Genomic DNA, 23,811 nt, shown 5'->3' with positions numbered 1-23,811 from the left:
CGGGTTTCCGTGCCACCTCGCGGCTATTGTGGGGGAATTGGGCCCCCAGGTGGCCCGTTGAGACCCAGGGGGGCAGAACATGTTCAAGAGGAACCGCCACGGAATCCAGATCAAGTCACCGCAGCAGCTCGAGAAGATGCGGGCGGCGGGGCTGGTGGTCGGGCGCACGCTCGACCTGCTGAAGCGCTCGGTCGAGCCCGGCATGACGCCGCTGGACCTGGACTCCATCGCCGAGAAGGCGATCAGGGGCGAGGGCGCGATCCCGTCGTTCAAGGGTTACCAGGGCTTTCCGGCGACGATCTGCGCGTCGGTGAACGACGAGGTGGTGCACGGCATCCCGACGAACGCCCGCAAGCTGCAGGAGGGTGACATCATCTCGATCGACTGCGGCGCCATCCTCGACGGCTGGCATGGCGACTCGGCGGTCACGGTCGCGGTCGGCGAAGTGGATCCCAAGCTCACGGAGCTGATGCGGGTCACGGAAGAGTCCATGTGGCGCGGCATCGCGGCGCTGCGGCCCGGCCGGCACCTGTCCGACATCGGCTACGAGATCGAGCGGTACGTCAGGTCGCAAGGCCGGTTCGGCATCCCTCAGGAGTACGGCGGCCACGGCATCGGCACCGAGATGCACATGGACCCCTGGATCGCCAACCACGGCCGGCCGGGGCGGGGCCCGGTGCTGGAGGAGGGCATGTGCCTGGCCATCGAGCCGATGGTCAACCTGGGCACGGAGCGCACGCGCGTGCTGGCCGACGACTGGACCGTGGTAACGATCGACGGCAAAGCCTCCGCACACTTCGAACACAGCGTTGCCGTGACACATAATGGTCCTTGGGTGCTAACCGCCCTAGACGGGGGCAAGGAGCGCCTTACTCAATTGCAGACCTAGCCGGGAGTGGGCGGGATGGCGAACAGCCCCGAAATGCGAGCATCCGACTCCGACCGCGACCGGGTGGCAGCCATCCTTCGCGAGCACACCGCGCAGGGCCGCATCACGATGGAGGAGTTCAACGAGCGGCTCGAAGACCTCTACAAGAGCAAGACCTACGGTGAGCTCGCCAAGCTGACGGCCGACCTGCCCGACGTGGACCTGCGCAACCGGCCCGCCAAGACGGCCAAGGCCATCGAGAGCAAAGACGGCATGCATTCGGGCATGAAGGCCGCCTGGGGCGCCTGGGCCATGGCCAGCGGGATCAACTGGGTCATCTGGCTGATCGTGAGCCTTTCGGCGGACGGCGGGGTCTATCCGTGGCCGATGTGGGTGATGGGGCCGTGGGGCGTGATATTGCTGGTGAGCACCATTTTCGGCAGCAATCAGCCGAAGAAAAAGTAGGACAGTGTGCATTAGTGCACTGTGTGGATTCGTGCGCAGAACGGATAAGCGCGACTTCCTAACGTGAGCGGTGTCGGGAACACGACTCACGGAGGAAATCTCATGCGCAAGGTCCTCGCAGCTGCCGCCCTCGCCGGTTCGATCGCCGTCACCGGCCTCGCCGTCGCCGCCCCCGCCGCCCAGGCGGCCACCGCGACCCAGACCGCCGCCTCGACGGCGACGTCGATGGGCAACTGGGGCAAGTACTACTCCAGCAACCACAAGGCCTACACCTACGGCAAGACCTGGAAGCAGAACGGCAAGGTCTACACGAAGTGGTACGGCAAGGAGTTCACCTCGAAGCACGGCTACGTGTGGTTCAACTACTACTCCGGCGGTAGCTGGCACAAGTTCTACCGTCAGTGGGACGGGTCGTACAGCGAGACCTGGTCCAAGCACGGGATCAAGAAGCTCTACACCTACACCTGCTGGGGCGGCAAGTTCTCCTACTGCGGCTCCCCGCACCGCATCTACTAGTCCGCCCATGGTCGCGAGGCACCGCACTGCCCTGTGAGCCCTATCCCCTGGAAGGCCCGCCGAGTTCTCTCCCTCGGCGGGCCTTCCGCTGTGCGCCTTGGGCCCGATGATCCTGGGGTACACTATTACGTGGTTGTGTCAGGACACCTGGCACGCGTTTCGCGTTTTGGAGTCAGGTGTCGTACACTCCTTAGTCGGCTCACTATGACTATCACGCGTCGGCGGTCTTTGCTGACCGTCGCTCTCTTCGAAGCGTGAAGGTCGCGGCTGCGTAGTGAACCGGAGCCTCAGACGACCGATCAGTGAAACGCGAGGAATTTTGGCCAAGAAAGACGGCGCCATCGAGATCGAGGGCACTGTGGTTGAGTCGCTCCCGAACGCCATGTTCCGGGTGCAGCTCGACAACGGCCATAAGGTCCTGGCCCACATCAGCGGACGGATGCGGATGCACTACATCCGGATCCTTCCTGACGACCGGGTAGTCGTTGAACTGAGCCCCTACGACCTGAGTCGTGGGCGGATCGTCTACCGATACAAGTAAGACGTCTGAGGAACACGAAGGACAATGAAGGTAAAGCCGAGCGTCAAGAAGATCTGCGACAAGTGCAAGGTGATCCGCCGGCACGGTCGCGTCATGGTGATCTGCGACAACCTGCGCCACAAGCAGCGCCAGGGCTAGTCGCCGCAAGGCTTCTCCGAGTCCGCCCCGCGAGGGAGCGGGCTCGACGCATGAGGAGCCTGCAACGAGAAATAGCGTTTCACACCTGAGCAGGCGGAGTTCCGAACCGCTCAGGAGACCCCCGGTCGGAGGCCGGGGCCCTCACCCCGGGCATGGGGAGGGGTAGTGAGGCGCAAGACCTCCGCCACAACGAAGGAGAATGCCCGACCATGGCTCGCCTGGTTGGCGTCGACCTCCCCCGCGAGAAGCGGCTGGAGATCGCTCTCACCTACATTTACGGAATCGGCCGCACCCGCGCCCAGGAGATCCTCCAGGCCACCGGTGTCAGCGGCGACCTCCGCGTGCACCAGCTCTCCGACACCGAGCTCGTCCCGATGCGTGACTACATCGAGGCGAACTTCAAGATCGAGGGTGACCTGCGCCGCGAGGTCCAGGCCGACATCCGTCGCAAGATCGAAATCGGTTGCTACCAGGGCATCAGGCACCGCAAGGGCCTGCCGGTCCACGGTCAGCGCACGCAGACCAACGCGCGCACCCGCAAGGGCAAGAAGAAGACCGTCGCCGGCAAGAAGAAGCCCGGTAAGAAGTAGTCCACGCAGCCGCGGGACCGAAGACCTCAGGAGTAATGGCAAACAATGCCTCCTAAGAGCCGCCAGGGCGCGCCGAAGAAGGTGCGCCGCAAGGAAAAGAAGAACGTCGCTCACGGGCACGCCCACATCAAGAGCACGTTCAACAACACGATCGTTTCGATCACCGATCCCAGCGGGAACGTGATCTCCTGGGCCAGCGCCGGCCACGTGGGTTTCAAGGGCTCCCGTAAGTCCACCCCGTTCGCCGCTCAGATGGCCGCGGAAAACGCCGCTCGCCGCGCCATGGAGCACGGCATGCGCAAGGTCGACGTCTTCGTCAAGGGTCCCGGCTCCGGTCGTGAGACCGCGATCCGCTCGCTGCAGGCCACCGGCCTCGAAGTGGGTTCGATCCAGGACGTCACCCCGGTTCCGCACAACGGCTGCCGTCCGCCGAAGCGCCGCCGCGTCTGAATCCCAGGAGATAGAGAGAAATGGCTCGTTACACGGGCGCGGACTGCAAGCTCTGCCGTCGAGAGAAGACCAAGCTCTTCCTCAAGGGCAGCAAGTGCGAGTCCGCCAAGTGCCCCATCGAGATCCGTCCTTACCCGCCGGGTGAGCACGGCCGCGGACGCCCCAAGGAGTCCGAGTACCAGCTTCAGCTTCGTGAGAAGCAGAAGACCCGCCGCATCTACGGCGTCCTCGAGAAGCAGTTCCGCAACTACTACGAGGAGGCCGCGGGCAAGAGCGGCAAGTCGGGTGAGGTGCTGCTCCAGATCCTGGAGACCCGTCTCGACAACGTCGTCTACCGCGCCGGGTTCGCGCAGTCGCGTGACGCCGCTCGCCAGCAGGTGCGCCACGGCCACATCCTGGTGAACGGCAAGAAGGTGGACATCCCGTCCTACCGCGTTCGCGAGCACGACATCATCGAGGTCCGCGAGAACAAGCGCAACCTGCTGCCCTACGAGGTCGCTCGGGCGACCGCGGGCGAGCGCACCGTTCCCGCGTGGCTCGGCGTCGTGCCGGACAAGCTCCGCGTCCTGGTTCACCAGCTGCCGGTTCGCCAGCAGATCGACACCCAGGTGCAAGAGCAGCTCATCGTCGAGTACTACTCGAAGTGAGCCTTGGTCGAGGTGCGGATTTCCGCACCTCGACTACGCTTTATATCGGAGTGGCGTCATATAGCGGGCGCCACACGAAAAAAGGGGAGACCCGCACATGCTGATCGCTCAGCGCCCGACTCTTCTCGAAGAGTCGATCGACGACACCCGGTCCCGATTCGTCATCGAGCCGCTGGAGCCGGGCTTCGGTTACACCATCGGCAACTCGCTGCGCCGCACGCTGCTGTCGTCCATTCCGGGCGCGGCCGTGACGAGCATCCGCATCGAGGGCGTGCTGCACGAGTTCTCGACCGTTCCCGGGGTCAAGGAAGACGTCACCGACATCATCCTCAACCTCAAGGAACTGGTCGTCTCCTCCGAGCACGACGAGCCGGTCGTGATGTACCTGCGCAAGCAGGGCCCGGGTGAGGTCACCGCCGCCGACATCGCGCCGCCGGCCGGTGTCGAGGTGCACAACCCCGAGCTGCGCATCGCCACGCTCAACGGCAAGGCGAAGCTGGAGATGGAGCTGACCGTCGAGCGCGGTCGCGGCTACGTCTCCGCCGCTCAGAACAAGCAGCCGGGTCAGGAGATCGGCCGGATTCCGATCGACTCGATCTACTCCCCGGTGCTCAAGGTCACCTACAAGGTCGAGGCGACCCGAGTCGAGCAGCGTACCGACTTCGACCGCCTCATCCTCGACGTCGAGACCAAGCCGGCCATGAAGCCCCGCGACGCGGTGGCCTCCGCCGGTAAGACCCTCGTCGAGCTCTTCGGCCTGGCCCGCGAGCTCAACGTCGAGGCCGAGGGCATCGACATCGGCCCGTCGCCGACCGACGCCGCCCTGGCCGCCGACCTCGCGCTGCCGATCGAGGAGCTCAACCTCACCGTCCGGTCCTACAACTGCCTCAAGCGCGAGGGCATCCACACCGTGGGTGAGCTCGTGGCGCGCAGCGAGCAGGACCTGCTCGACATCCGCAACTTCGGTGCGAAGTCGATCGAAGAGGTCAAGCAGAAGCTGCACGAGATGTCGCTGGCGCTCAAGGACTCCCCGCCCGGGTTCGACCCGAGCGCGGTGGCCGGGGGTGGCTACGACGACGACGACAGCGCGTACGTCGAGACCGAGCAGTACTAGACACATCCCGCGTGATCGTCTCCGCGCCTTTCGGAGGGCTGAGGTCCTTGGGGGAGGAGAGGAGCGGCGAGAGGTCGCCGCTCCTCGGTCTCCGAGGAAGCTTTCGGGGCGTGGGGATGTGCGGGTGAAAGTAACGGTGTCGCGCGTTCGCGGCGCCGGCCCGACTCCGGTACCTGATACGGCCGGGGCGGGTTAATCCACAAGGAGAGATGAAATGCCCAAGCCCACCAAGGGTGCACGTCTTGGCGGCAGCCCGGCGCATGAGCGGCTGATCCTGGCCAACCTGGCCACCGATCTGTTCCGCTACGGCAAGATCCGTACGACGGTCACGAAGGCCAAGCGCCTGCGTCCGCTGGCGGAGCGCCTGATCACCAAGGCGAAGAAGGGCGACATCCACAACCGTCGCCAGGTCCTGACCGTCGTCAAGGACAAGGGCGTCGTGCACCACCTCTTCACCGAGCTCGCGACGACGTTCGCCGAGCGTCCCGGTGGCTACACCCGCATCACCAAGGTCGGCCCGCGTAAGGGCGACAACGCCCCGATGGCGGTCATCGAGCTGGTGACCGAGCCGCTGAACGCCGTCACCACCCGCCGCACCGAGGCTCCGGCCGCCGCCGCGGCGCCCGCGCCGGCTGCGGAGGAGACCGAGGCGCCCAAGGCTGAGGAGGCCGCGGAGGTTCCTGAGGCCGCCGCCGAGGAGGCTCCGGCCGCCGAGGCCGAGGCGAAGAAGGACGAGGCCTGATCTCGGGCTGAAGAATTCGGGCCCGGACCCCCACGGGGGGTTCGGGCCCTTTTCGGTTAAGGAGGATCATCGTGGTACGGCTCCGCCTCGACCTCGCCTACGACGGGACCGACTTCTCCGGGTGGGCCAGGCAACCCGGGCAGCGCACGGTCCAGGGCGAGATCGAGCAGGCGCTCGGCCGGATCCTGCGCCTCGGCGAGCCTGCCATGCTGACCGTGGCCGGGCGTACCGACGCCGGAGTGCATGCCCGCGGCCAGGTCGCCCACGTGGACGTGCCCGACGGGTCGCTGGCCGAACTGGACGGGAACCGAGGGCCGCTGCGCGTGGATGAGCGGCTCTCTGCGCTCGTGCGACGGCTGGGTGGGGTCATGACACCCGATGTACGTATTTATCGGGTCTCAGTGGCTCCTGAGGGCTTTGACGCCCGATTCTCGGCCAGCTTCCGGCGGTACGCGTACCGGGTGAGCGACGCCGTCGGCGGCGTCGACCCGCTGCGCCGGCACGAGGTGGTCTGGCACAACCGGCCCCTGGACCTGGCCGCGCTCAATGCGGCGGCGGCGCGGCTGATCGGTGAGCACGACTTCGCGGCCTTCTGCAAGAAGCGCGAAGGGGCCACCACGATCAGGGAGCTCCAGCGGCTGGAGTGGGTACGGGAGCCGGACGGCGTCCTGGTGGCCACCGTCGTGGCCGACGCGTTCTGCCACTCGATGGTGCGGGCGCTGGTCGGCTCCCTGCTGGCGGTCGGTGACGGGCGGCGGCCGGTGGAGTGGCCCGGGGAGGTGCTGACCCGCGCTGTACGGGACTCTGGCGTGCACGTGGCTCCCGCCCGCGGGCTGTGCCTGGAAGAGGTCGGCTACCCGCCGGAGCCTGAGCTCGCCGCGCGGGCCGAGGCCACGAGGCGGGTACGGATGTTGTCACCCCTTGGTGGCGCGGCGCTCGAGGACGAGTGAGAGCTGGTCGCGGAACGCGCCGCTGACCTTCGGCAGCGCCTTCTCCTTGGCCGCCGGGGTGTGGCCGTCGGCATGGGTGGCGTAGCTGAAGACGATGTAGCGGCCCCACACCAGGCCGGCCGCGTAGCCGCCGGCGATGTGCACGCGCTCCCCGCCCGACCCGTCCGCTCCGGGCAGAGGCCGGAACCAGACGTTCTTGCCGAGGTCCTTCTCCTGGTCGACGGCCGTGGCCGCGTCCTTGGTCGGGAGCACGGCGATACCCGTGGTGACGGCGTAGCGGCGCTTGTTGTCGACGTATGTGGCGCGTAGGACGCGGCTGCACTTCTGTTCCTTCAGCGCCTCGGCGAAGGCGCCACTGGCGGCCTTGTCGCAGGTCGTCTCCACGCTGGCCTTGACCCTGGTGAACGTGGTGCCCGCCGCGCTGACCTTCTTCTTCGGGAACGCCTCCGACAGCGACAACTTCTGCGGATCGGTCTGCTCGGAATTGAGCACGGACGCGCCGGGCGCCTCGGAGGGCGTGACCGCCGGCTCTTCGGCGGGTGGCGTGGACGGGGCGGCGCTGCCGGTGGTGGCGGCCGTGGTGGAGGTGGGGTTGCTGACGGCCTGCCAGGCGAAGAAGCCGCCGGTGGCCACCCCGGCCAGGGCCAGCGCGCCCAGCGTCACCAGGAGGGCTCGTTTGCTCGTGCCTTGGGCGGCCGGCGGCGGAGGAGGGGTCTGGAACGGCGGTTGTTTGAACGCTCCAGGCGGGAAGGCCGGGCCGCTGCCTTGGGGCTGCGTGGGCAGGTCGAGCGCGGTCGAAGGCCTCTGGCCCCAGGCCTCCCGTGAGAATGGCAGGTCCGGGAGTTTCTGGGTGACGGGCGAGTGCGGCGGCCAGACCGGTACGTCGCCGGGCTCGGCGGGGCGGGCCGTTGCCGGGGTCGGGGTCGGGGCGTTGGGGTCGAACCCGTGGGGGGTGGCGGGGTGGGGCTGGTCCCGCTTGGCCGCCTTGGGGTCGAAGAACTGGCCTGGAAGCTCGGTCCCGTCGGAGGCCGGTTGGGCGGTGTCCTCGCGGGCGATGGGGCGGGTGTCCTCGCGCTCCGGGGCGATGGGCGCGGCGAGGGGGACGGTGGTCCGCTGCTGGGTGGTCCCCTGCGGTGCGCCCTGGTCCGGCGTGCCTGTCTCCGGTGCGTCGTCGTGTGGCGTGCTGTGAGCTTCCCTTGGTGCTGTCTGTCCCTCCGTGACGCGTGCCTGCGGAGGGGTCGCCTGAGGAGCGGTCGCCGGGAAGGGGATCGTCTGGGGGGCGATTGTCTGGGGGGCGGTTGTCTGAGGGGCGGATTTCTGCGCGCTGCCCGGCTCAGCGGCGTCAGGGAGTCCGCTGCCCGGCTGATCGGGTCGCTGCTGGGCGGCTTCCCGTCGTGCGGCCTCGGGGTCGAAGTAGTGGGCCGGTCGGGTGACGCCGTCCGGCTCGGTCGCGTTGGGGTCGAAGGCGGCGGGGGTGTCCGGCTCGTCGGCGTCCGGCTCGGCCACCAGCTCGCCCGTGGCGGCCGGCCACGGCGGCAAGGCGTGCGGGTCCGAGATGGGGCCCGGCCACACCGGCATGCCGGCGGCCGCGGCGGTGAACGCGGGCGGCGGCTCCCACGGCGGCGCGCCCGGCACCACCGGCTCGATCGGCCAGGCCGGTGCCTTCGCGGACCAGGGGGCGGTGGGCGGGCCGGCCGTCGGCGGGTGACCGGGGCGGGGATCGGTGTCGGTGTGGTCGGCGAACCAGTCGTAGGGCGCGGCGTCGTCGCCGGGCACCTCCCACGGCTGCGCGTCCTCATGTATCGGCCCGGGCAGCTCGGGCGGAGGTCCCTTGAGCAGGGGGACGACGGACAGCGTCTCGTCGTCGTCCGCCTCCTCGAAAGGCGCGAACGCCGGTGGAGCGTCTCCCCCGTTGGTCTGGCCGAAGCTCGGCGGTGGCGTCGCAGGTCTGGCCGAGCCGGCGGCCTCCCTGTGATCGTGCTCGGACCCGGGTTCCTGACCACGCATAGGGCGAGCCTAGCGAGAGTAGCGAGATCGTTATGTCGGTATGAGGGTTCCCAGAAGCATCGGGCATCCCGTTTGGGTGCTTAAGGCCTGCAAAGCCGGGTTACGTCAGCGGGCTGCCGGTCAGCGTACGGTTGTCCAAGGCCTTGAACACGGTGGCCTGGGTGATGTCATCGATGGCCTGGAAAAGCCGCTTGGAGCCCTTCTTGTCGGGCTTCGTGCCGTCCTTGTTCTGGAACCAGACCATGATCGCGTAGTGGCCGTGCGTCCAGATCTTGGCGCCGCCGCTGCCCGAGCCGAGGAACTTGGTGACACTGTCCTTACCCGACAGTGGTTTCACGTAGTTCTTCTCGTCGCCGCTCTTGGCCACCTTGCCCGCGGTCTTGCTGGTCGTCAGGTTGGCCACGCCGACAGTGCCGATCACCTTGCCGTCCTTGTCGCGGAAGCTGGCCCGGACGAGCTGGTTGCACTTGCCGTCCTTGAGCGCCTTCTGCAGCTTGTCGCCCAGGGCGCCGTCAGTGCACTTCTTGTCCTTGCTGGTGATCGTCATCTCGTAGCCCCGGCCGGAGACCGTGAGCTTCTTCTTCGAACCGAAGATCTCCTTGACCGTGATCGCCTCGGGGTCCGTGGTGCGGGACTCCGCGAAGCCGTACTTGCCGGGCGGAGGCGACGGCAGTGGCGCTGACGTCCGGCGGGCGGTGGCGGTCTCGGCGGTGCTGGGGCCGCCGGCGTTCCACATCACCGCGATGCCCCCGCCGAGCAGCCCGAGCACCAGCACGCCGCCGATCGCGAACCAGAGCGGCGCGCGCGAGCGGGGGCCCTCGTCGTACGGGCTCCATCCGATCCTGCTCTGCGGCGCCTTCTCGGCCTCGTCGGCGGGCCCTTCCTTGCGGGAGTCCGGCCCTTCCTTGCGGGAACGAGAGCGGGAGCGACGCGAGGTGGGGGCCGTCTCGTCCAGAGGTGCGGCTGGCTCCTGTGGAGCGCCTCCCGTGCCGCCACCCTGCGGGGCGCCCCCGAAGCCGCCACCCTGCGGGGCGCCTCCGAAGCCGCCACCCTGCGGGGCGCCCCCGAAACCGCCGCCCTGCGGAGGGCCTCCGAAACCGCCGCCCTGCGGGGCGCCGCCCGCTCCGTTCGCCGGCGGGGCGCCTCTCATGCCGTCGGCCTGCGGGGCGCCTCCCATGCCGGACCACGGCGGTGGGTTGCCCATCCCGTAGGGGGCGCTGCCCGTGCCGTTTTCACGTTCCTCGGGAAAAGCCATGCGGCGACATTACCGTGATGAGCGTCATTGGGTTCCGAAGTCCTGAGTCCACCATGGGCCGTTCGGGCCGGAGGCGACGCCGACGCCGATGGCCTTCAACCGGCAGTTCAGGAGGTTCTTGCGGTGGTCGGGGCTGGCGAGCCACCCTTGCACCGCCTCGTTGGGGCTGCTGTATCCGGCGCCGATGTTTTCCGCGGCGCCGTAGCGGTATCCGGCGCGCTCCATGCGGTCCCACGGGGAGGCGCCGTCGGGGGAGTTGTGCGTGAGCTGCCCCATCCTGGCCATCTCCAGCGAGTGCGTACGCGCCGAGCGCATGAGCCCTTGGTCGACCCTGAGCGGCCCGCAGCCGTGCTGGGCCCTGGCACTGTTGGTGAGGGACACGACCTTGGACGCCATGCCGGGGATCACCGCGACGGACGGCTGCTCACCGGTGAACGTCTGGGTGGGGTCGTCCTGGGAGTCGTAGCCGGGGATCTGGCCGTCGGACGTCCTGCCGGTGGGCTTCGGGGTGCCCGCGCCACGCGGGACCTTCGTGGTCGTGACCTCTCGAGGCACGCTCTCCAGCTGCTGCAGCGCCTTCTTCGCCGTCGTCGGCGCGGGATTGGCCGTGGCGGCGGCGGGCGGGGCGGTCCCGTTGAGGTAGATGTGCGGGTTCGGCTCAGTGTCGTCGGTCAGCCGACCGATCAGCACGCCGGTGAACAAGACCGCCGCCATGAGGCAGGTCAACACACCCAGATGACTCCGGCGCCGAGCGCCCCGCTGGGTTGGCCGGGTGTGAGAGTTCTGCCGCATACCGCTGACAACGATAGAGATGTCGGGTCCTGGGAAAGAAGGGGTTCCAGGGAAACGAAATCGAACCGTTCTGCGGTCGGGTAGACTCGTGCGAGGTTACCGGTCTTTTGACCAGCACGCCTGTGGGCGGGTAGCCTAATCGTTCGTTGTGTGCATAGGTCCAGCGTGACCAATGCGCGGCGCGTCCGGCGTCATCTCCCGTAGCGAGGAGACGGAAGGTCCGGGCTGCCGTGTGCCCGCACCGACCGACCAATGTAGCTGTCGCATCCGACAGCGCCGAAGACGCGAGCATAAAGAAGGCTACGACCGTGCGCACGTTCTCACCGAAGCCCGCCGACGTCCAGCGTCAGTGGTACGTCATCGACGCGACCGATGTCGTGCTGGGCCGGCTGGCCAGCCACGTCGCGACCCTGCTCCGCGGCAAGCACAAGCCGATCTTTGCCAACCACGTCGACACCGGTGACTTCGTCATCGTCATCAACGCGGACAAGATCGCGCTGAGCGGCAACAAGCTTGAGCAGAAGAAGGCTTACCGCCACTCGGGCTACCCGGGCGGTCTGCGTTCCGTCTCGTACGGCGAGCTCATGGAGAAGCGGCCGGACAAGGCCGTCGAGAAGGCCGTCAAGGGCATGTTGCCCAAGAACTCCCTCGGCCGGAAGATGATCAAGAAGCTCAAGGTCTACGCGGGTTCCGAGCACCCGCACCAGGCCCAGCAGCCGGTGCCGTTCCAGATCACCCAGATCGCCCAGTAGTAGTTCGAAAGAGTTAGAGGAGAACCGTGGCTGAGCCCACCGGTGTCGAGACGGCCGTCGAGGCCGAGCTGGAGGACATCTCCAGCGAGGACTTCCCGTCCGAGTACACCACTGAGTCCGCCGCCAGCGCCGAGGCGCCCGTGCGTAAGCCCGTCACGACGGGCAACTCGTACGGCACCGGCCGCCGCAAGGAGGCGATCGCCCGCGTGCGCATCGTCCCCGGCACCGGCAAGTGGACGATCAACGGTCGTTCGCTGGACGCTTACTTCCCGAACAAGGTCCACCAGCAGATCGTCAACGAGCCCTTCGTGGTGCTCGGCGCCGAGGAGGCGTTCGACATCATCGCGCGCATCGACGGCGGCGGCGTGACCGGCCAGGCCGGCGCGCTGCGCATGGGCCTGTCCCGCGCCCTGGCGATCCTGGACGTCGAAGTCAACCGCCCGCCGCTGAAGAAGGCCGGCTTCCTCACCCGTGACGCCCGCGCCACGGAACGGAAGAAGTACGGCCTCAAGAAGGCCCGTAAGGCTCCGCAGTACAGCAAGCGCTAACGTTGGCGCGCCTTTTCGGCACCGACGGGGTACGCGGGGTCGCAGGCCGCGACCTCACGGCCGAGCTCGCCATGGACCTGTCCGTGGCAGCGGCCCACGTCCTCGGCGATGCAGGCGCGTTCGCCGCCACCGGACGCCGTCCGGTGGCGGTCGTAGGCCGGGACCCGCGTGCCTCGGGAGAGTTTCTCGAGGCCGCCGTGGTCGCCGGCCTTGCGGCGTCCGGAGTGGATGTGCTGCGCCTCGGCGTGCTGCCCACCCCGGCCGTCGCCCACCTCACGGCCGCGCTCGGCGCCGACCTCGGCGTCATGTTGTCGGCGTCGCACAACCCGGCGCCGGACAACGGCATCAAGTTCCTGGCCCGTGGCGGCTTCAAGCTGTCCGACGCGGTCGAGGACGAGATCGAGCGCAGGCTCGGCGAGGAGTGGAGCTTCCCGATCGGCTCCGGCGTGGGCCGGGTGCGGGACGCGTACGGCGAGGCCGACCGCTACATCTCGCACGTGCTGACCACGATGAGCGCCGCACTCGACGGCCTCAACGTCGTGATCGACTGTGCTCACGGGGCCGCTCACATGGTGGCTCCCGAGGCGCTGGTCCGCGCGGGCGCCAGGGTCGAGGCCATCGGCGCCCGGCCGGACGGCCTCAACATCAACGCAAGCCACGGCTCCACTCACCTGGACAAGCTCCAGCAGGTGGTCATCTCGCGCGGGGCGGACCTGGGCGTGGCCTACGACGGCGACGCCGACCGCTGCCTGGCGGTCGACCACACGGGCGCGATCATCGACGGCGACCACATCATGGCCATTCTCGCCGCCGCCATGCACGGCGAAGGGTTACTGGCCAAGGACACCGTGGTCGCGACCGTCATGTCCAACCTGGGCTTCAAGCTGGCGATGCGCGAGGCGGGCATCACCGTGGTGGAGACCGCGGTGGGCGACCGCTACGTGCTCGAACGCATGAAGTCCGACGGCTACAACCTGGGCGGCGAGCAGTCGGGCCACGTCATCATGCTGGACCACGCCACCACCGGCGACGGCCTGCTCACCTCGCTCCACCTGCTGGGCGTGGTGGCCAAGTCAGGGGTGCCGCTGAAGGAACTGGCCTCGGTGATGACGCCGCTGCCACAGATCCTGATCAACGTCAAGGACGTGGACAAGGGCAAGGCCTCCGTGCCCGAGCTCGCCGAAGCGGTTGCTCTGGCCGAGGCGGAGCTGGGTGAGACAGGCCGGGTCCTGATCCGGCCGAGCGGCACCGAGCCCATGATCCGCGTCATGGTCGAGGCCGCGTCGGAGGAGCACGCCACGCAGGTGGCGGGCCACCTCGCGGACGTGGTCCGCAAGGCCTGCGCTTCCTGATCGGGTACGGCACGTTTGACGTGCCGTACCCGATCTTTCTATTCGTCGCCCGTGAGTGAGAAGGCCCGCAGGCGCTGGCCTGCCCAGAAGACGCCGCCGACCGTCACGATGATCAGGGCCGGGACGGCGAAGCTCAGCGTGACGTCGGCCCGGAAGAACGGCGAGGCCGAGATCTGGTCGGCGATCGTCGTGCCCCAGTGCTGAATCGAGAACTTCCGCGCCCCCGTGATGACATTGCCCACCACGGTCTCCCACACCAAGGCGTAGATGACGCCGATCGTGACCGCGTGCCGGGTGACGATGCCCAGCAGCAGGAAGACGGCGGCGTAGGCGATGCCGGCCACCAGGGCGCCCAGCGCGAAGCCAGCGGCGATGCCGTCCTCGTTGCTGACCAGGAGCCAGGCCGCGAAGTACGTCGGCACGGCGCCGAACAAGACCAGCACCGAGGCCGCCACCAGGAACTTCGTCTGGACGATCAGCGGGCGAGAGATCGGCTTGGACATCAGGTGGATGATGGTGCCGTCGTCGATCTCCGGGGCGATGACGCCGGTGCCCGCGATCACGCCGAGCAGCGGCAGCACGGTGCCGATGGCGAATTTCGACAGCACGACGGCCGTGTCCTGGTCGCCCTCGCCGAGCAGGCGGAACAACACGGCCATGCTGACGAGGGCCAGGGGCAGCAGGAGCAGCAGGATGATCCGGCGGCGGCCCAGCAAGGCGCGGTACGTAATCCCCGCAACCACTGTGTTCATTCAGGTGCTCCGGTTGATCAGGTAGGAGAAGACGCTTTCCAGGTCCTCGTCGGCTGGGGAGACCTGGTGCAGGCGTACGCCTTCCGCCTGGGCCAGCTTGGGCAGGAGGCGGGCGAAGCGGCGGAACTCGGTCGCCTGGACCTCCAAGCCGTCGGGGCGGAGGGTGATGCCTCCGGCCGAGTGGTCGCGGATGAGGGCGGCGGCGAGTCTCCTGTCGTCGCTCGAACGGATCATGAACAGGTGGGGCCGGTCGGTCATCAGCCGCCTGATCTCGCGGAAGTTGCCCGACGCCGCGTGCCGCCCCGCCACCAGGACCTCGATGTGCTGGGCGACCCGTTCGACCTCCTCCAGGATGTGGGAGCTGAACAGGATGGTCTTGCCGGCCGTGCCCATCGCGCGGATCAGGTCCATCAGGTGGAGGCGCTGGCGCGGGTCCATACCGTTGAACGGCTCGTCGAGCAGGAGCGCCGGCGGGTCGTGGACCAGCGCCGCGGCCACCTTGACGCGCTGGCGCATGCCCTTCGAGTACGTCTCGACGCGGCGGTCCTTCGGCTCCTCCATCTCGACCGTGGCCAGCGCCTTGCGGGCGGCCTCGACCGGGTCGGGCAGCCCGTGCAGGCGGGCGGCCGAGAGCACGAACTGCCAGCCGGTCAGGAAGCCATACACACCTTCCCGTTCCGGGACTAGGCCGATATTTCGGTAGATGTGGTGGTTCTTCCAGACCTTGCTGCCGTCCAGCGTCACCGTGCCGCCAGACGGCGACAGGAAGCCGGCCATCATGTGCAGGAGCGTCGACTTGCCCGCGCCGTTCGGGCCGAGCAGGCCCGTCACGCCCGGGCCGATCGTCATCGTCACGTCGTTGACCGCCACCACGTTGCCGTACCAGCGGGACACCTGCGAGAGCTCGATCTTCATCGCGAGGCCGCCTTCCTGTAACGCAGCGCGAGGGCGGCCAGGCCGAGGCCGAGCAGCACCACGAGGATGGCCGCAGGGGCAGGGCCGCTGGGATAGGTGCCCTCGAGGGCGTGCGACGGGGTGCCGAACAACCAGGACTGTACAGAGTCGACCAGCCAGAACGGGTTCAGCAACCACGCCCAGGCGGCGCCCTCCTCGTTGCCGGACTCGGCCAAGATGCCGTAGACCATCGGGACCGCCGCCGACGACAGCAGGTAGACGACGATCACCGAGGCCACGCCGAGTCCGCGCCTCGGCGTGAACGAGGCCAGCGCCAACCCGATCACCGACAGCAGCAGCGCCAGCACCACGGCCATGACCAGGGCGCCGGCGTACTCGCCTGTGGCTGGCGGGCCGGGCATGTCCACGACCAGCTCGCCCACGTAGATCAGAGTGAGGGGCACCGCGACCAGCAGGAACAGCGCCACGGTCATTGCGGCGACCTTGGCGGCGACGTACTCGGTGATCGAGACCGGACGCGACAGGTAGAGCGGCAGGACGCGGAAGCGCAGGTCGGGGGCGACGACGGTGGGGGCCTGCGAGGCCAGGAAGATCGCCACCACGGGCTGCATGGCGACCGCGAATCCGCTGTAGGGGATGCCGCGCTGCTGGAGCATGGCCATCATGGCGATGTTCACCACGGCAGGCAGCAGCATGATGGTGAACAGGGCGAACGGAATGATCTTGCTGCGGGCCGGGCGGCCCAGCCCGAAGACGCCACGCAGGCTGTGCACGGCCAGCGACCTGGTCGAGTAGCCCCGCCCCAACCGGGGACCGTCGTAGTGCCGGTAGCCGATGTCGTAAATCTCAGACACCCGCGACCTCCTCCCTGAAGACGTCCTCGATACGGTGACGCCCCTGCTCCAGGCGGATCAGGCAGAGGTCGAGGTCGGCGGCGGCGTCCCTGATCGCGTCGTACGTCTCGGGCCCCTCCACCTTGACCACCAGCATGCGGCCCTGCTGCGAGACCGTCTGCCCGGCCTCGGCCAGGCGGGCCGCGAGCGGATCCATGCCCTCGTCGACCTCCACCGTGACGGTCTGCGTGGCCTGCGTGAACTCGCTGATGGCCGAGGAGCGCAGCAGCCGCCCGGCGTCGATGACGATCACGTGGTCGCAGATGCGCTCGAGCTCGCCCAGCAGGTGCGAGGTGACCAGGACGCTGATGCCGAACTCGGTGCCGATGCGCCTGATCAGCATGAGCATCTCGTCGCGGCCGCGCGGGTCGAGCCCGTTGGTCGGCTCGTCGAGGAAGATCAGCTTGGGGTCGTGGACGAGGGCCTGGGCCAGCTTGACCCGCTGCTTCATGCCCGTGGAGTAACCGCCGATGGGCCGGTAGCGCTCTTCGGCCAGGCCGACGTGGCGCAGCACGTCGGCGGCGCGCTCGCGGGCGGCCGTACGCGGCAGCCCGGACATCTGTGCGAGGTGGACGACTAACTCGGTGGCGGAGACGTCGGGCGGCAGGCATTCGTGCTCCGGCATATAGCCGACGAGCCTGCGGATCTCGGCGCCCTGGGCGGTGACGTCCAGATCGAGCACGCGCGCCGCGCCGCCGGTGGGCGGCAGCAGGCCGAGCAGGATTTTGATCAGCGTCGACTTGCCGGCGCCGTTGGCCCCTACCAGACCGGTGACTCCGGGTCCCACGGTGACCGAAAGCTGGTCGACCGCGGTGACGGTGGGGAACCGTTTGGTCAGCCCCTCGGTGGCGAGGATGTGCATGTGCCGGACCCTACCTGGGCGATCAGGGCCGTGGCCTCGGTCATAGGGATGAACGTCGTCCTACTTGAGGCCAGAATCTGCGCTGGATCACGAGCGTCGCCGTGCCCGAAAGGATCATTCCGGCGATGTTGACCGCGAGTTGCCCGACCGAGGGTCCGACCTCCAGCCAGTGGCCCAGCGCCAGGGCGACGGCCACATAGCCGGCCGCGGGCACCGTGGTGACCGAGATGAAGACGCCGACCAGGGCCGACGACTTGCCTGCCGTGATCGACAGCACACCGGCCGCGCCGGCCAGCAGCGCCACGATGAACGACCATTTGTCGGGCTTGACGATGAACTGCACCTCCGCGTTCGTGACGAGGTTGGTGTCGCCGATCCAGCCGAACCACGTGGACACGAGCGCGCAGGCGAAGGTGATCGCGATGGCCAACGCGAACCCCACGGCCAGTGTCTTGAGCGAGGTCGTGATCAGGCCCCACTGGCGTTGCAGCAGGCCGAAGCAGATGGCCGCGACCGCGCCGAACTCCGGCCCGAGCACCATCGCGCCGACGATCAGAATGGGCGAGTTCTGCAGGATGCCGATGCCGGCGATCTGTGTGGCGACGGCGAGGAAGGCCAGGTACGCCCACGTGATGCGGGAGTCGGCGGAGACGCGTTGCGCCAGCTCCTCCCAGATCACCGCGTCGTCGGGCTCGCCCGGCGCCTCCTCGACGGCCTCCTCCGCGGCCTTCGACAGCGACAGATCGACCCGCTCGATGGCGATGGAGCCCTCGTTCTCCAGCCACTTGAGCCGGCCGATCACCTCGTTCGCCGACTCCCTGGCCGCGTCGCAGAAGATCATGTCGCCCTTCGGCTCGCGGGCGACTCCGGGCAGGACGACGATGTTGGTGACGCCGGGGCAGTCCTCCAACACCGCCGTCACCTCATCGGTGCGGGCGGGCGGGCTGATCAGTCGCAGATGTAGCACTCGCCCATTGTTGTCCATCGAACGTTGACATCGTTTTGATGCGCGTATCCGAGGCGCTCAGGTTCGGCGAAGCCGCACCCTCCGGACCGAGTGGTCGGCGCCCTTCTGCAGCACGAGGTCGGCGCGGCCCCTCGTGGGGGCGATGTTCTCGACCAGGTTGCGCTCGTTGATGTCGCGCCAGACGTTGACCGCGAAGGTGGTGGCCTCGTCGTAGGACATATCCGCGATGTGCCGGAAGTACGACTTCGGGTCCTCGAAGGCCGTCCGGCGGAGCTTGTGGAAACGTTCGACGTACCAGGTGCGGATGTCCTCGACCTTGGCGTCGACATAGATGGAGAAGTCGAAGTAGTCGTTGACGGCGAGGGAGGTGGGCGGGGCGGGCTGGAGGACGTTGAGGCCCTCGATGATCAGAATGTCGGGACTTTTCACGATCTGGGTGGTGCCGGGGACGATGTCGTACTCGAGGTGGCTGTACACAGGGGCGTGGATCTCCGCCGCGCCGGCCTTCACCTCCGCCACGAACCTGACCAGCGCCCGCCGGTCGTAGCTCTCCGGGAAGCCCTTGCGATGCATGATCCCCTTGGCCTCCAGCACCGCGTTCGGGTAGAGGAAGCTGTCGGTGGTGATCAGCTCCACGTGCGGGTGCTCGGGCCAGCGGGCCAGCAGCGTGTGCAGCAGTCGCGCCGTCGTCGACTTGCCCACCGCGACGCTGCCCGCCAAGCCCAGGATGTAGGGGACACGCTGCTCGGGATGTCCGAGGAACGCGCTCAGCACGCTGCTGCGTTGCTTGGATCCGGTGAAGTGCAGGTTGAGCAGCCGGGTCAGCGGGAGATAGATGTCGGTGACTTCGTTGAGATCGATGGGGTCGTCAACGCCGCGCAGCTCTTCCAGCTCTCCTGCGGTGAGAGTCAAGGGCGTGTTCTTGCGGAGCTCGCTCCACCGCTCCCTGCTCAGTTCCACGTAGCCGTTATTCACCTAGGCAGCGTAGCGATCGTCGGCAAACCGGCCGTCGGGCGGGGTGTGTCCACAAGCTGTGGATAAAGACGTGGGATTACCGAGATTCAGTTCGGGGAACGGGATACCGTCTCAGGTTGTGGATCGTCGACGCTTCCTCTCCCATGTGGTGGCCGGCATCGCCGGTCCCTTTGCCGGCGTCGCGTGCGCGGGAGCGCAGGGCGGGGCCAAGGCGGCGCCCGGCGCGTACGGGCCGCTGCGTCCCGTACGCGACCTGCGGGACGGCAAGGTGCGGCTGCACCTGCCCGAGGGGTTCAAATACCGCTCGTTCAGCGCCGCGGGCGAGAAGTTCAGCGACGGGTCGGCCGTGCCGGGCCGGCACGACGGCATGGCGGCCTTCTCCGGTCCCGGCGGCAGCACGATCCTGATCCGCAACCATGAGGTCAACGGGCCCGTCGGCGCGTTCGGCGACAAGGACAGGGCCTACGACCCGATGGCCGGCGGCGGCACCTCGACCCTGCGCGTCACTCGCTACGGCGAGGTGATCAAGAGTGGGCCCTCGCTGAACGGCACGATGATGAACTGCTCGGGCGGTCCGATGGCGTGGCGCGCCTGGGTGAGCTGCGAGGAGACGGTCAACGGCCCTGACGTGGCCGACGACTTCTCCGGCGGCGACAACGCCAGGCTGACCGAGAAGCACGGCTACATCTTCGAGGTCCCGGTCGGTCGCGCGGCCACGGCCAGGCCGATCAGGTCGGCGGGGCGCTTCCCGCACGAGTCGGCGGCGTTCGACCCGTCGACGGGCGCGATTTACCTGACCGAGGACAACTTCGGCTTTCCCTCCGGGTTCTACCGGTATCTGCCGCCGAAGCACCCGGTCCTGGCCGGGAAGCTGCTCGACGGCGGCCGGCTGCAGATGCTCGCCGTCAAGGGAGCCAAGCGCAAGGACCTGTCGCTGGGGCAGGAGCCTGGAGCAGCGTACACGACCGTCTGGGTGGACATCGACGACCCCGACCCCGACTTCCGCGGCAAGCCGTCCAACGACGAGGTCGTGCAGGCCGTCGGCCGCCAGGGGCGGGCCCAGGGGGCGGCGATCTTCTCCAGGCTGGAGGGCGCGGTCTTCCACCAGGGGACGGTCTACTTCGTCTCCACGCAGGGCGGCGACACCGATCCCGCCGACCCGCCGCCGTCGGGGTTCGGCAAGGGCCGGGGGCAGGTGTGGGGGTACGAGACGTGGAGCGGCCGGCTCAAGCTCGTCTACGAGTCGCCGCGCTCCTCGGCGCTCGACCTGCCCGACAACGTGACGGTCAGCAGACGCGGCACGCTGGTGTTGTGCGAGGACGGCGAGGGTGCCAACTACCTGCGCGGGCTCACCAGGTCGGGGCAGATCTTCGACTTCTGCCGTCTTGAGCCGATCACTGACGACCCGGGCGCCGAGTTCGCGGGCTCCACGTTCGGGCCGGGCGGCCACACGCTGTACGTCAACGTCCAGGCCAAACAGGGCAGATCCATCGCGATCTGGGGCCCGTGGGAGCGTGGATTGTTTTGAGTAACCTGGGACGGTGATCCTGGGCATCGGCGTGGACGTCGTGGACATCGCCCGCTTCGAGGCGGCGCTCGAACGTACGCCGCAGCTGCGCGAGCGGCTGTTCACCGACCTCGAGCGGCCGCTCCCGGTGCACTCCTTGGCCGCCAGGTTCGCCGCCAAGGAAGCCGTAGCCAAGGCGCTGGGCGCACCCAAGGGCCTGGGGCATCTGGAGGCGGAGGTGCGCTGCGACGAGCTGGGCAAGCCGGAGCTGCGGGTCACCGGCAAGGCCGCCGAGGTCGCCTACGACCTCGGGGTCAAGCGCTGGCACGTGTCGCTCAGCCACGATGCGGGGGTGGCCGTGGCCTATGTGATCGCGGAAGGATAGCTTCGGATCATGCGCACTGCCTACACCGCCGACCAGATCCGGGCCGCCGAGCAGGTGCTCATGGCGAAGCTGCCGCCGGGCACGCTCATGCAGCGGGCCGCCGCCGGGCTCGCCGGAGTCTGCGCCGACCTGCTCGGCAGCGTCTACGGCAGACGCGTCGTGCTCCTCGTCGGCAGCGGCGACAACGGCGGCGACGCGCTCTACGCCGGCGAGCGCCTGGCCAGGCGCGGGGCGTGGGTGGGCGCCATCCTGACCGGGTCCAGGACGCACCAGGCGGGCCTGGCGGCGCTCCAGGAGGCCGGCGGGCGGGTGGTCGACCTGGCGGCGCTCGACCGGGCCGACCTGATCGTCGACGGGCTCGTCGGGATCGGGGCGAGCGGGGCGCTGCGGGAGCCGTACCGTGAGCTCGTCCAGGAGGCGAACGCGGCCCGCGGCCCGATCGTCGCGGTGGACGTGCCGAGCGGCGTCGACGCGAGCACCGGGCAGGTGCAGGGGACGGCCGTGCGCGCCCGGGTGACCGTCACCATGGGTGCCTACAAGACGGGACTGCTCGTCGATCCCGGAGCCGACTGCGCGGGGAGGGTCGAGTTGGTGGACATCGGGCTCGGGTCCTACCTGCCCGACCCCGACGTGGCCGCGCTCACCGACGGCGATGTGGACGTCCTGCTGCCGCGCCCGGGCAAGGAGTCGGACAAATACCGCAGGGGCGTGCTGGGCGTCGCGGCCGGAAGCGATCTGTACACGGGCGCCGCCGTGCTCGCCGTGGGCGGGGCGCTGCGTGCCGGGGCGGGCATGGTGCGCTACGTCGGGCCGGCCGCCCCCGTGGCGCAGGTGCGCGCGCACTGGCCGGAAGCGGTGATCACCCAGCTGGAGCGGCCTTCGATCGATGACGTCGGGCGGGTGCAGGCCTGGGTGCTCGGGCCGGGACTCGGCACCGACGACTGGGCGCACGAGCTGGCGACCAGGGTGCTCGAGTCGCAGGTGCCGGTGCTGATCGACGCCGACGCGCTGACGCTGGTGGCCAGGGAACGCTCGCTGCTGTTCCGCAGCGCGCCGGTGCTGATCACGCCGCACGCCGGGGAGCTGGCCAGGTTGATCCGGGCCGACCGCGACGACATCGAGGCCGCCAGGCTGGAGCACACCCGCCGGGCGGCCGCCGAGCTGGGCGTGACCGTGCTGCTCAAGGGGTCGACCACGATGATCGCCGAGGACTCCAGGCCGGTACGCGTCAACGGCACCGGCACGTCCTGGCTGGCCACCGGCGGCACCGGCGACGTGCTGTCCGGCGTGGCGGGCGCGCTGCTCGCCCAAGGGCTGAGCTGCTACGACGCCGCGGCCTGTGCGGCATACCTGCACGGGCTGGCCGGCCGCATGGCCGCCGACGGCGCCCCGCTCGCGGCGGCCGACGTCGCTACGGCGATCCCGGCGGCCATGCGAGCGGTGAGCACCGACAACACCTGACCGGCCGCACGCCCTGCCCGTGCCGGGCGGGCGGCTGCCTGGCGCGTGCGTTCTGCGGGTGGGGCGGCTTGTGCCCGGCGCATGCGATCTGCGGGCGAGGCGGCTTGTGCCCGGCGCATGCGATCTGCGGGCGAGGCGGGGTGATGTGGGGCGAAAGTCGCGGGGCAGCGGCGTGAGCGGTGCGAATCGCGCTCGACCACACGTCTGAGCTGCCACACTAGAAGGATGTACTCCCCGATGGCCACGCCCGCGCAGGCACGGGTGGACCTGGCCGCGATCAGACACAACGTGGCCCTGCTCAAGGAGCGGGCGGCCGGCACCGAGCTGATGGGCGCCGTCAAGGCGGACGCCTACGGACACGGCCTGGTGCCGTGTTCCGCGGCCGTGCTGGAGGGGGGCGCGAGCCGGCTCGGCACCGCGTTCGTCAGGGAGGCGCTGGAGTTGCGCGCGGGCGGTGTGACCGCGCCGATCCTGGCCTGGCTCATCACGCCGGGCGAGCCGCTCGATGAGGCGCTGGCGCAGGACGTCGAGCTGTCGGCCGCCGACGAGCGGCTGCTCGACGAGATCGCCGCCGCCGCCCGGCGCACGGGACGCACCGCGAAGCTGCACCTGGAGGCCGACACCGGCATGAGCCGGGGCGGCTCGCCGCTCGCCACCTGGCCGCCGTTGCTGGCCAGGGCCCTGGAGCTGCGGGCCGAGGGCGTCATCGAGATCGTCGGCCTCTGGTCCCACTTCGCCTGCGCCGACATCCCCGGTCACCCGTCGATCCAGCAGCAGCTGGAGGCGTTCGAGGCCGCGCTGAAGCTGGCCGAGCAGGGAGGCGCGGCCGGCTCCCACGTGATCAGGCACATCTCCAACTCCGCCGCCATCATGACGCTCCCCGAAGCCCGCTACGACCTGGTCAGGTCCGGCATCGCGATGTACGGCCTGAGCCCGATCCCCGAGCTGGGCGACTTCGGCCTCCGGCCGGCCATGACGCTCACCGCCCAGGTCGGGCTGGTCAAGCGGGTCCCTGAGGGCTCGGGAGTGTCCTACGCTCACCTCTACGTCACCGACCGCGAGACCACGCTCGGACTCGTCCCGCTCGGCTATGCCGACGGCATACTCAGGCACGCCACGGGCAGGGCCGAGGTGCTGGCGGGCGGCCGACGCAGGCTGATCGCCGGCCGGGTGTGCATGGACCAGTTCATGATCGACATGGGTGACGACCCGCTCGCGGCGGGCGAGGAGGTCGTGCTGTTCGGCCCCGGTGACGGGGGCGAGCCGACCGCTCAGGAGTGGGCGGATACGCTCGGCACGATCACGCATGAAATCGTGACGAGGATCGGCTCGCGAGTGCCGCGGGTTTACCAGGGTCGGGCATAAGA

Annotated in this window: 27 protein-coding genes; 18 read left to right on the top strand and 9 right to left on the bottom strand. The window is 68.9% G+C overall.

Annotated features, from left to right (window positions below):
- Nucleotides 1-79: 79 nt before the first annotated feature.
- The 11 genes from map (at nt 80) to truA (ending at nt 7,021) form a co-directional block, all read left to right on the top strand.
- Nucleotides 80-889 carry a type I methionyl aminopeptidase gene (gene map, locus OHA25_RS00825; RefSeq protein ID WP_327585750.1) on the top strand — a complete coding sequence of 270 codons (810 nt, stop codon included), beginning with the start codon at nt 80-82 and terminating at the stop codon, nt 887-889.
- Nucleotides 890-904: 15 nt separating this feature from the next.
- Nucleotides 905-1,333 carry a DUF1707 SHOCT-like domain-containing protein gene (locus OHA25_RS00820; RefSeq protein WP_327585749.1) on the top strand — a complete coding sequence of 143 codons (429 nt, stop codon included), beginning with the start codon at nt 905-907 and terminating at the stop codon, nt 1,331-1,333.
- A gap of 102 nt (nt 1,334-1,435) precedes the next feature.
- Entirely contained in the window at nt 1,436-1,849 is a 414-nt protein-coding gene (locus OHA25_RS00815) for a hypothetical protein (RefSeq protein ID WP_327585748.1), read from the top strand.
- Between the two features lie 319 nt (nt 1,850-2,168).
- On the top strand, nt 2,169-2,390 hold the full coding sequence (gene infA / locus OHA25_RS00810; protein ID WP_012887858.1) for a translation initiation factor IF-1: 222 nt from the start codon (nt 2,169-2,171) through the stop codon (nt 2,388-2,390).
- Nucleotides 2,391-2,414: 24 nt separating this feature from the next.
- Nucleotides 2,415-2,528, top strand: a complete 114-nt coding sequence (rpmJ, locus tag OHA25_RS00805) for a 50S ribosomal protein L36 (RefSeq protein WP_003956441.1) — start codon at nt 2,415-2,417, stop codon at nt 2,526-2,528.
- A 209-nt stretch (nt 2,529-2,737) separates the two neighbouring features.
- Nucleotides 2,738-3,118, top strand: coding sequence for a 30S ribosomal protein S13 (gene rpsM, locus OHA25_RS00800; protein ID WP_125644650.1), 381 nt, complete (start codon nt 2,738-2,740; stop codon nt 3,116-3,118).
- Nucleotides 3,119-3,163: 45 nt separating this feature from the next.
- On the top strand, nt 3,164-3,568 hold the full coding sequence (rpsK, locus tag OHA25_RS00795) for a 30S ribosomal protein S11 (RefSeq protein ID WP_012887860.1): 405 nt from the start codon (nt 3,164-3,166) through the stop codon (nt 3,566-3,568).
- A 20-nt stretch (nt 3,569-3,588) separates the two neighbouring features.
- A complete protein-coding gene (gene rpsD, locus OHA25_RS00790) occupies nt 3,589-4,215 on the top strand; it encodes a 30S ribosomal protein S4 (RefSeq protein WP_127939604.1) in 627 nt (208 codons plus the stop codon).
- 97 nt (nt 4,216-4,312) lie between these two features.
- On the top strand, nt 4,313-5,329 hold the full coding sequence (locus tag OHA25_RS00785; RefSeq protein WP_103960866.1) for a DNA-directed RNA polymerase subunit alpha: 1,017 nt from the start codon (nt 4,313-4,315) through the stop codon (nt 5,327-5,329).
- 214 nt (nt 5,330-5,543) lie between these two features.
- A complete protein-coding gene (gene rplQ, locus OHA25_RS00780; protein ID WP_327585747.1) occupies nt 5,544-6,071 on the top strand; it encodes a 50S ribosomal protein L17 in 528 nt (175 codons plus the stop codon).
- A gap of 71 nt (nt 6,072-6,142) precedes the next feature.
- Nucleotides 6,143-7,021, top strand: a complete 879-nt coding sequence (truA, locus tag OHA25_RS00775; RefSeq protein ID WP_327585746.1) for a tRNA pseudouridine(38-40) synthase TruA — start codon at nt 6,143-6,145, stop codon at nt 7,019-7,021.
- Here truA and OHA25_RS00770 read toward each other — a convergent pair.
- The 3 genes from OHA25_RS00770 to OHA25_RS00760 form a co-directional block, all read right to left on the bottom strand.
- Nucleotides 6,986-9,028 (bottom strand): hypothetical protein, encoded by a 2,043-nt coding sequence (locus tag OHA25_RS00770; protein ID WP_327585745.1) that lies wholly within the window; start codon nt 9,026-9,028, stop codon nt 6,986-6,988. The genes truA and OHA25_RS00770 overlap by 36 nt on opposite strands.
- A 100-nt stretch (nt 9,029-9,128) precedes the next feature.
- Nucleotides 9,129-10,283 (bottom strand): hypothetical protein, encoded by a 1,155-nt coding sequence (locus OHA25_RS00765; RefSeq protein ID WP_327585744.1) that lies wholly within the window; start codon nt 10,281-10,283, stop codon nt 9,129-9,131.
- 24 nt (nt 10,284-10,307) lie between these two features.
- A complete protein-coding gene (locus tag OHA25_RS00760; protein ID WP_327585743.1) occupies nt 10,308-10,997 on the bottom strand; it encodes a CAP domain-containing protein in 690 nt (229 codons plus the stop codon).
- Between the two features lie 386 nt (nt 10,998-11,383).
- On the opposite strand from OHA25_RS00760, the gene rplM reads away from it, so the two are divergent.
- Genes rplM through glmM form a run of 3 tightly spaced genes read left to right on the top strand, consistent with a single transcriptional unit; the run spans nt 11,384 to nt 13,727 of the window.
- The gene (rplM, locus tag OHA25_RS00755) at nt 11,384-11,827 is read left to right on the top strand and encodes a 50S ribosomal protein L13 (protein WP_327585742.1); all 444 of its coding nucleotides are present in this window, start codon (nt 11,384-11,386) and stop codon (nt 11,825-11,827) included.
- A gap of 26 nt (nt 11,828-11,853) precedes the next feature.
- The gene (gene rpsI / locus OHA25_RS00750) at nt 11,854-12,375 is read left to right on the top strand and encodes a 30S ribosomal protein S9 (protein WP_327585741.1); all 522 of its coding nucleotides are present in this window, start codon (nt 11,854-11,856) and stop codon (nt 12,373-12,375) included.
- A gap of 2 nt (nt 12,376-12,377) precedes the next feature.
- Nucleotides 12,378-13,727, top strand: a complete 1,350-nt coding sequence (gene glmM, locus OHA25_RS00745) for a phosphoglucosamine mutase (RefSeq protein ID WP_327585740.1) — start codon at nt 12,378-12,380, stop codon at nt 13,725-13,727.
- 38 nt (nt 13,728-13,765) lie between these two features.
- Here the strand turns inward: glmM and OHA25_RS00740 are convergent, their stop codons facing one another.
- The 6 genes from OHA25_RS00740 to coaA are packed head-to-tail and all read right to left on the bottom strand — an operon-like array spanning nt 13,766 to nt 19,076.
- Nucleotides 13,766-14,479: an ABC transporter permease subunit gene (locus OHA25_RS00740; RefSeq protein ID WP_327585739.1), complete on the bottom strand. Its 714-nt coding sequence runs from the start codon at nt 14,477-14,479 to the stop codon at nt 13,766-13,768.
- Entirely contained in the window at nt 14,480-15,394 is a 915-nt protein-coding gene (locus OHA25_RS00735) for an ABC transporter ATP-binding protein (RefSeq protein ID WP_327585738.1), read from the bottom strand.
- Complete coding sequence (locus tag OHA25_RS00730) at nt 15,391-16,248, bottom strand: ABC transporter permease (RefSeq protein ID WP_327585737.1); 858 nt, start codon at nt 16,246-16,248, stop codon at nt 15,391-15,393. Before OHA25_RS00730 ends, OHA25_RS00735 begins: the two co-directional genes overlap by 4 nt.
- Nucleotides 16,241-17,149 carry an ABC transporter ATP-binding protein gene (locus tag OHA25_RS00725; RefSeq protein ID WP_327585736.1) on the bottom strand — a complete coding sequence of 303 codons (909 nt, stop codon included), beginning with the start codon at nt 17,147-17,149 and terminating at the stop codon, nt 16,241-16,243. The genes OHA25_RS00730 and OHA25_RS00725 overlap by 8 nt, the downstream gene beginning before the upstream one ends.
- Nucleotides 17,150-17,189: 40 nt before the next feature.
- Complete coding sequence (locus tag OHA25_RS00720; RefSeq protein ID WP_327585735.1) at nt 17,190-18,116, bottom strand: DUF389 domain-containing protein; 927 nt, start codon at nt 18,114-18,116, stop codon at nt 17,190-17,192.
- Between the two features lie 57 nt (nt 18,117-18,173).
- Nucleotides 18,174-19,076 carry a type I pantothenate kinase gene (gene coaA / locus OHA25_RS00715; RefSeq protein ID WP_327591222.1) on the bottom strand — a complete coding sequence of 301 codons (903 nt, stop codon included), beginning with the start codon at nt 19,074-19,076 and terminating at the stop codon, nt 18,174-18,176.
- A gap of 133 nt (nt 19,077-19,209) precedes the next feature.
- Between coaA and OHA25_RS00710 the strand changes: the two genes are divergently transcribed.
- From OHA25_RS00710 to alr, 4 genes are all read left to right on the top strand, one after another.
- On the top strand, nt 19,210-20,619 hold the full coding sequence (locus OHA25_RS00710; RefSeq protein WP_327585734.1) for an alkaline phosphatase PhoX: 1,410 nt from the start codon (nt 19,210-19,212) through the stop codon (nt 20,617-20,619).
- A 13-nt stretch (nt 20,620-20,632) separates the two neighbouring features.
- Nucleotides 20,633-20,983 carry a holo-ACP synthase gene (locus OHA25_RS00705; RefSeq protein WP_305924433.1) on the top strand — a complete coding sequence of 117 codons (351 nt, stop codon included), beginning with the start codon at nt 20,633-20,635 and terminating at the stop codon, nt 20,981-20,983.
- A gap of 9 nt (nt 20,984-20,992) precedes the next feature.
- A complete protein-coding gene (locus tag OHA25_RS00700; protein WP_327585733.1) occupies nt 20,993-22,444 on the top strand; it encodes an NAD(P)H-hydrate dehydratase in 1,452 nt (483 codons plus the stop codon).
- A gap of 237 nt (nt 22,445-22,681) precedes the next feature.
- Complete coding sequence (gene alr / locus OHA25_RS00695; protein WP_327591221.1) at nt 22,682-23,809, top strand: alanine racemase; 1,128 nt, start codon at nt 22,682-22,684, stop codon at nt 23,807-23,809.
- Nucleotides 23,810-23,811: the final 2 nt, after the last annotated feature.

It is taken from the genome of Nonomuraea sp. NBC_00507, assembly GCF_036013525.1.
Lineage (GTDB): Bacteria > Actinomycetota > Actinomycetes > Streptosporangiales > Streptosporangiaceae > Nonomuraea.
This window is presented reverse-complemented; position numbering and strand designations above follow the sequence as displayed.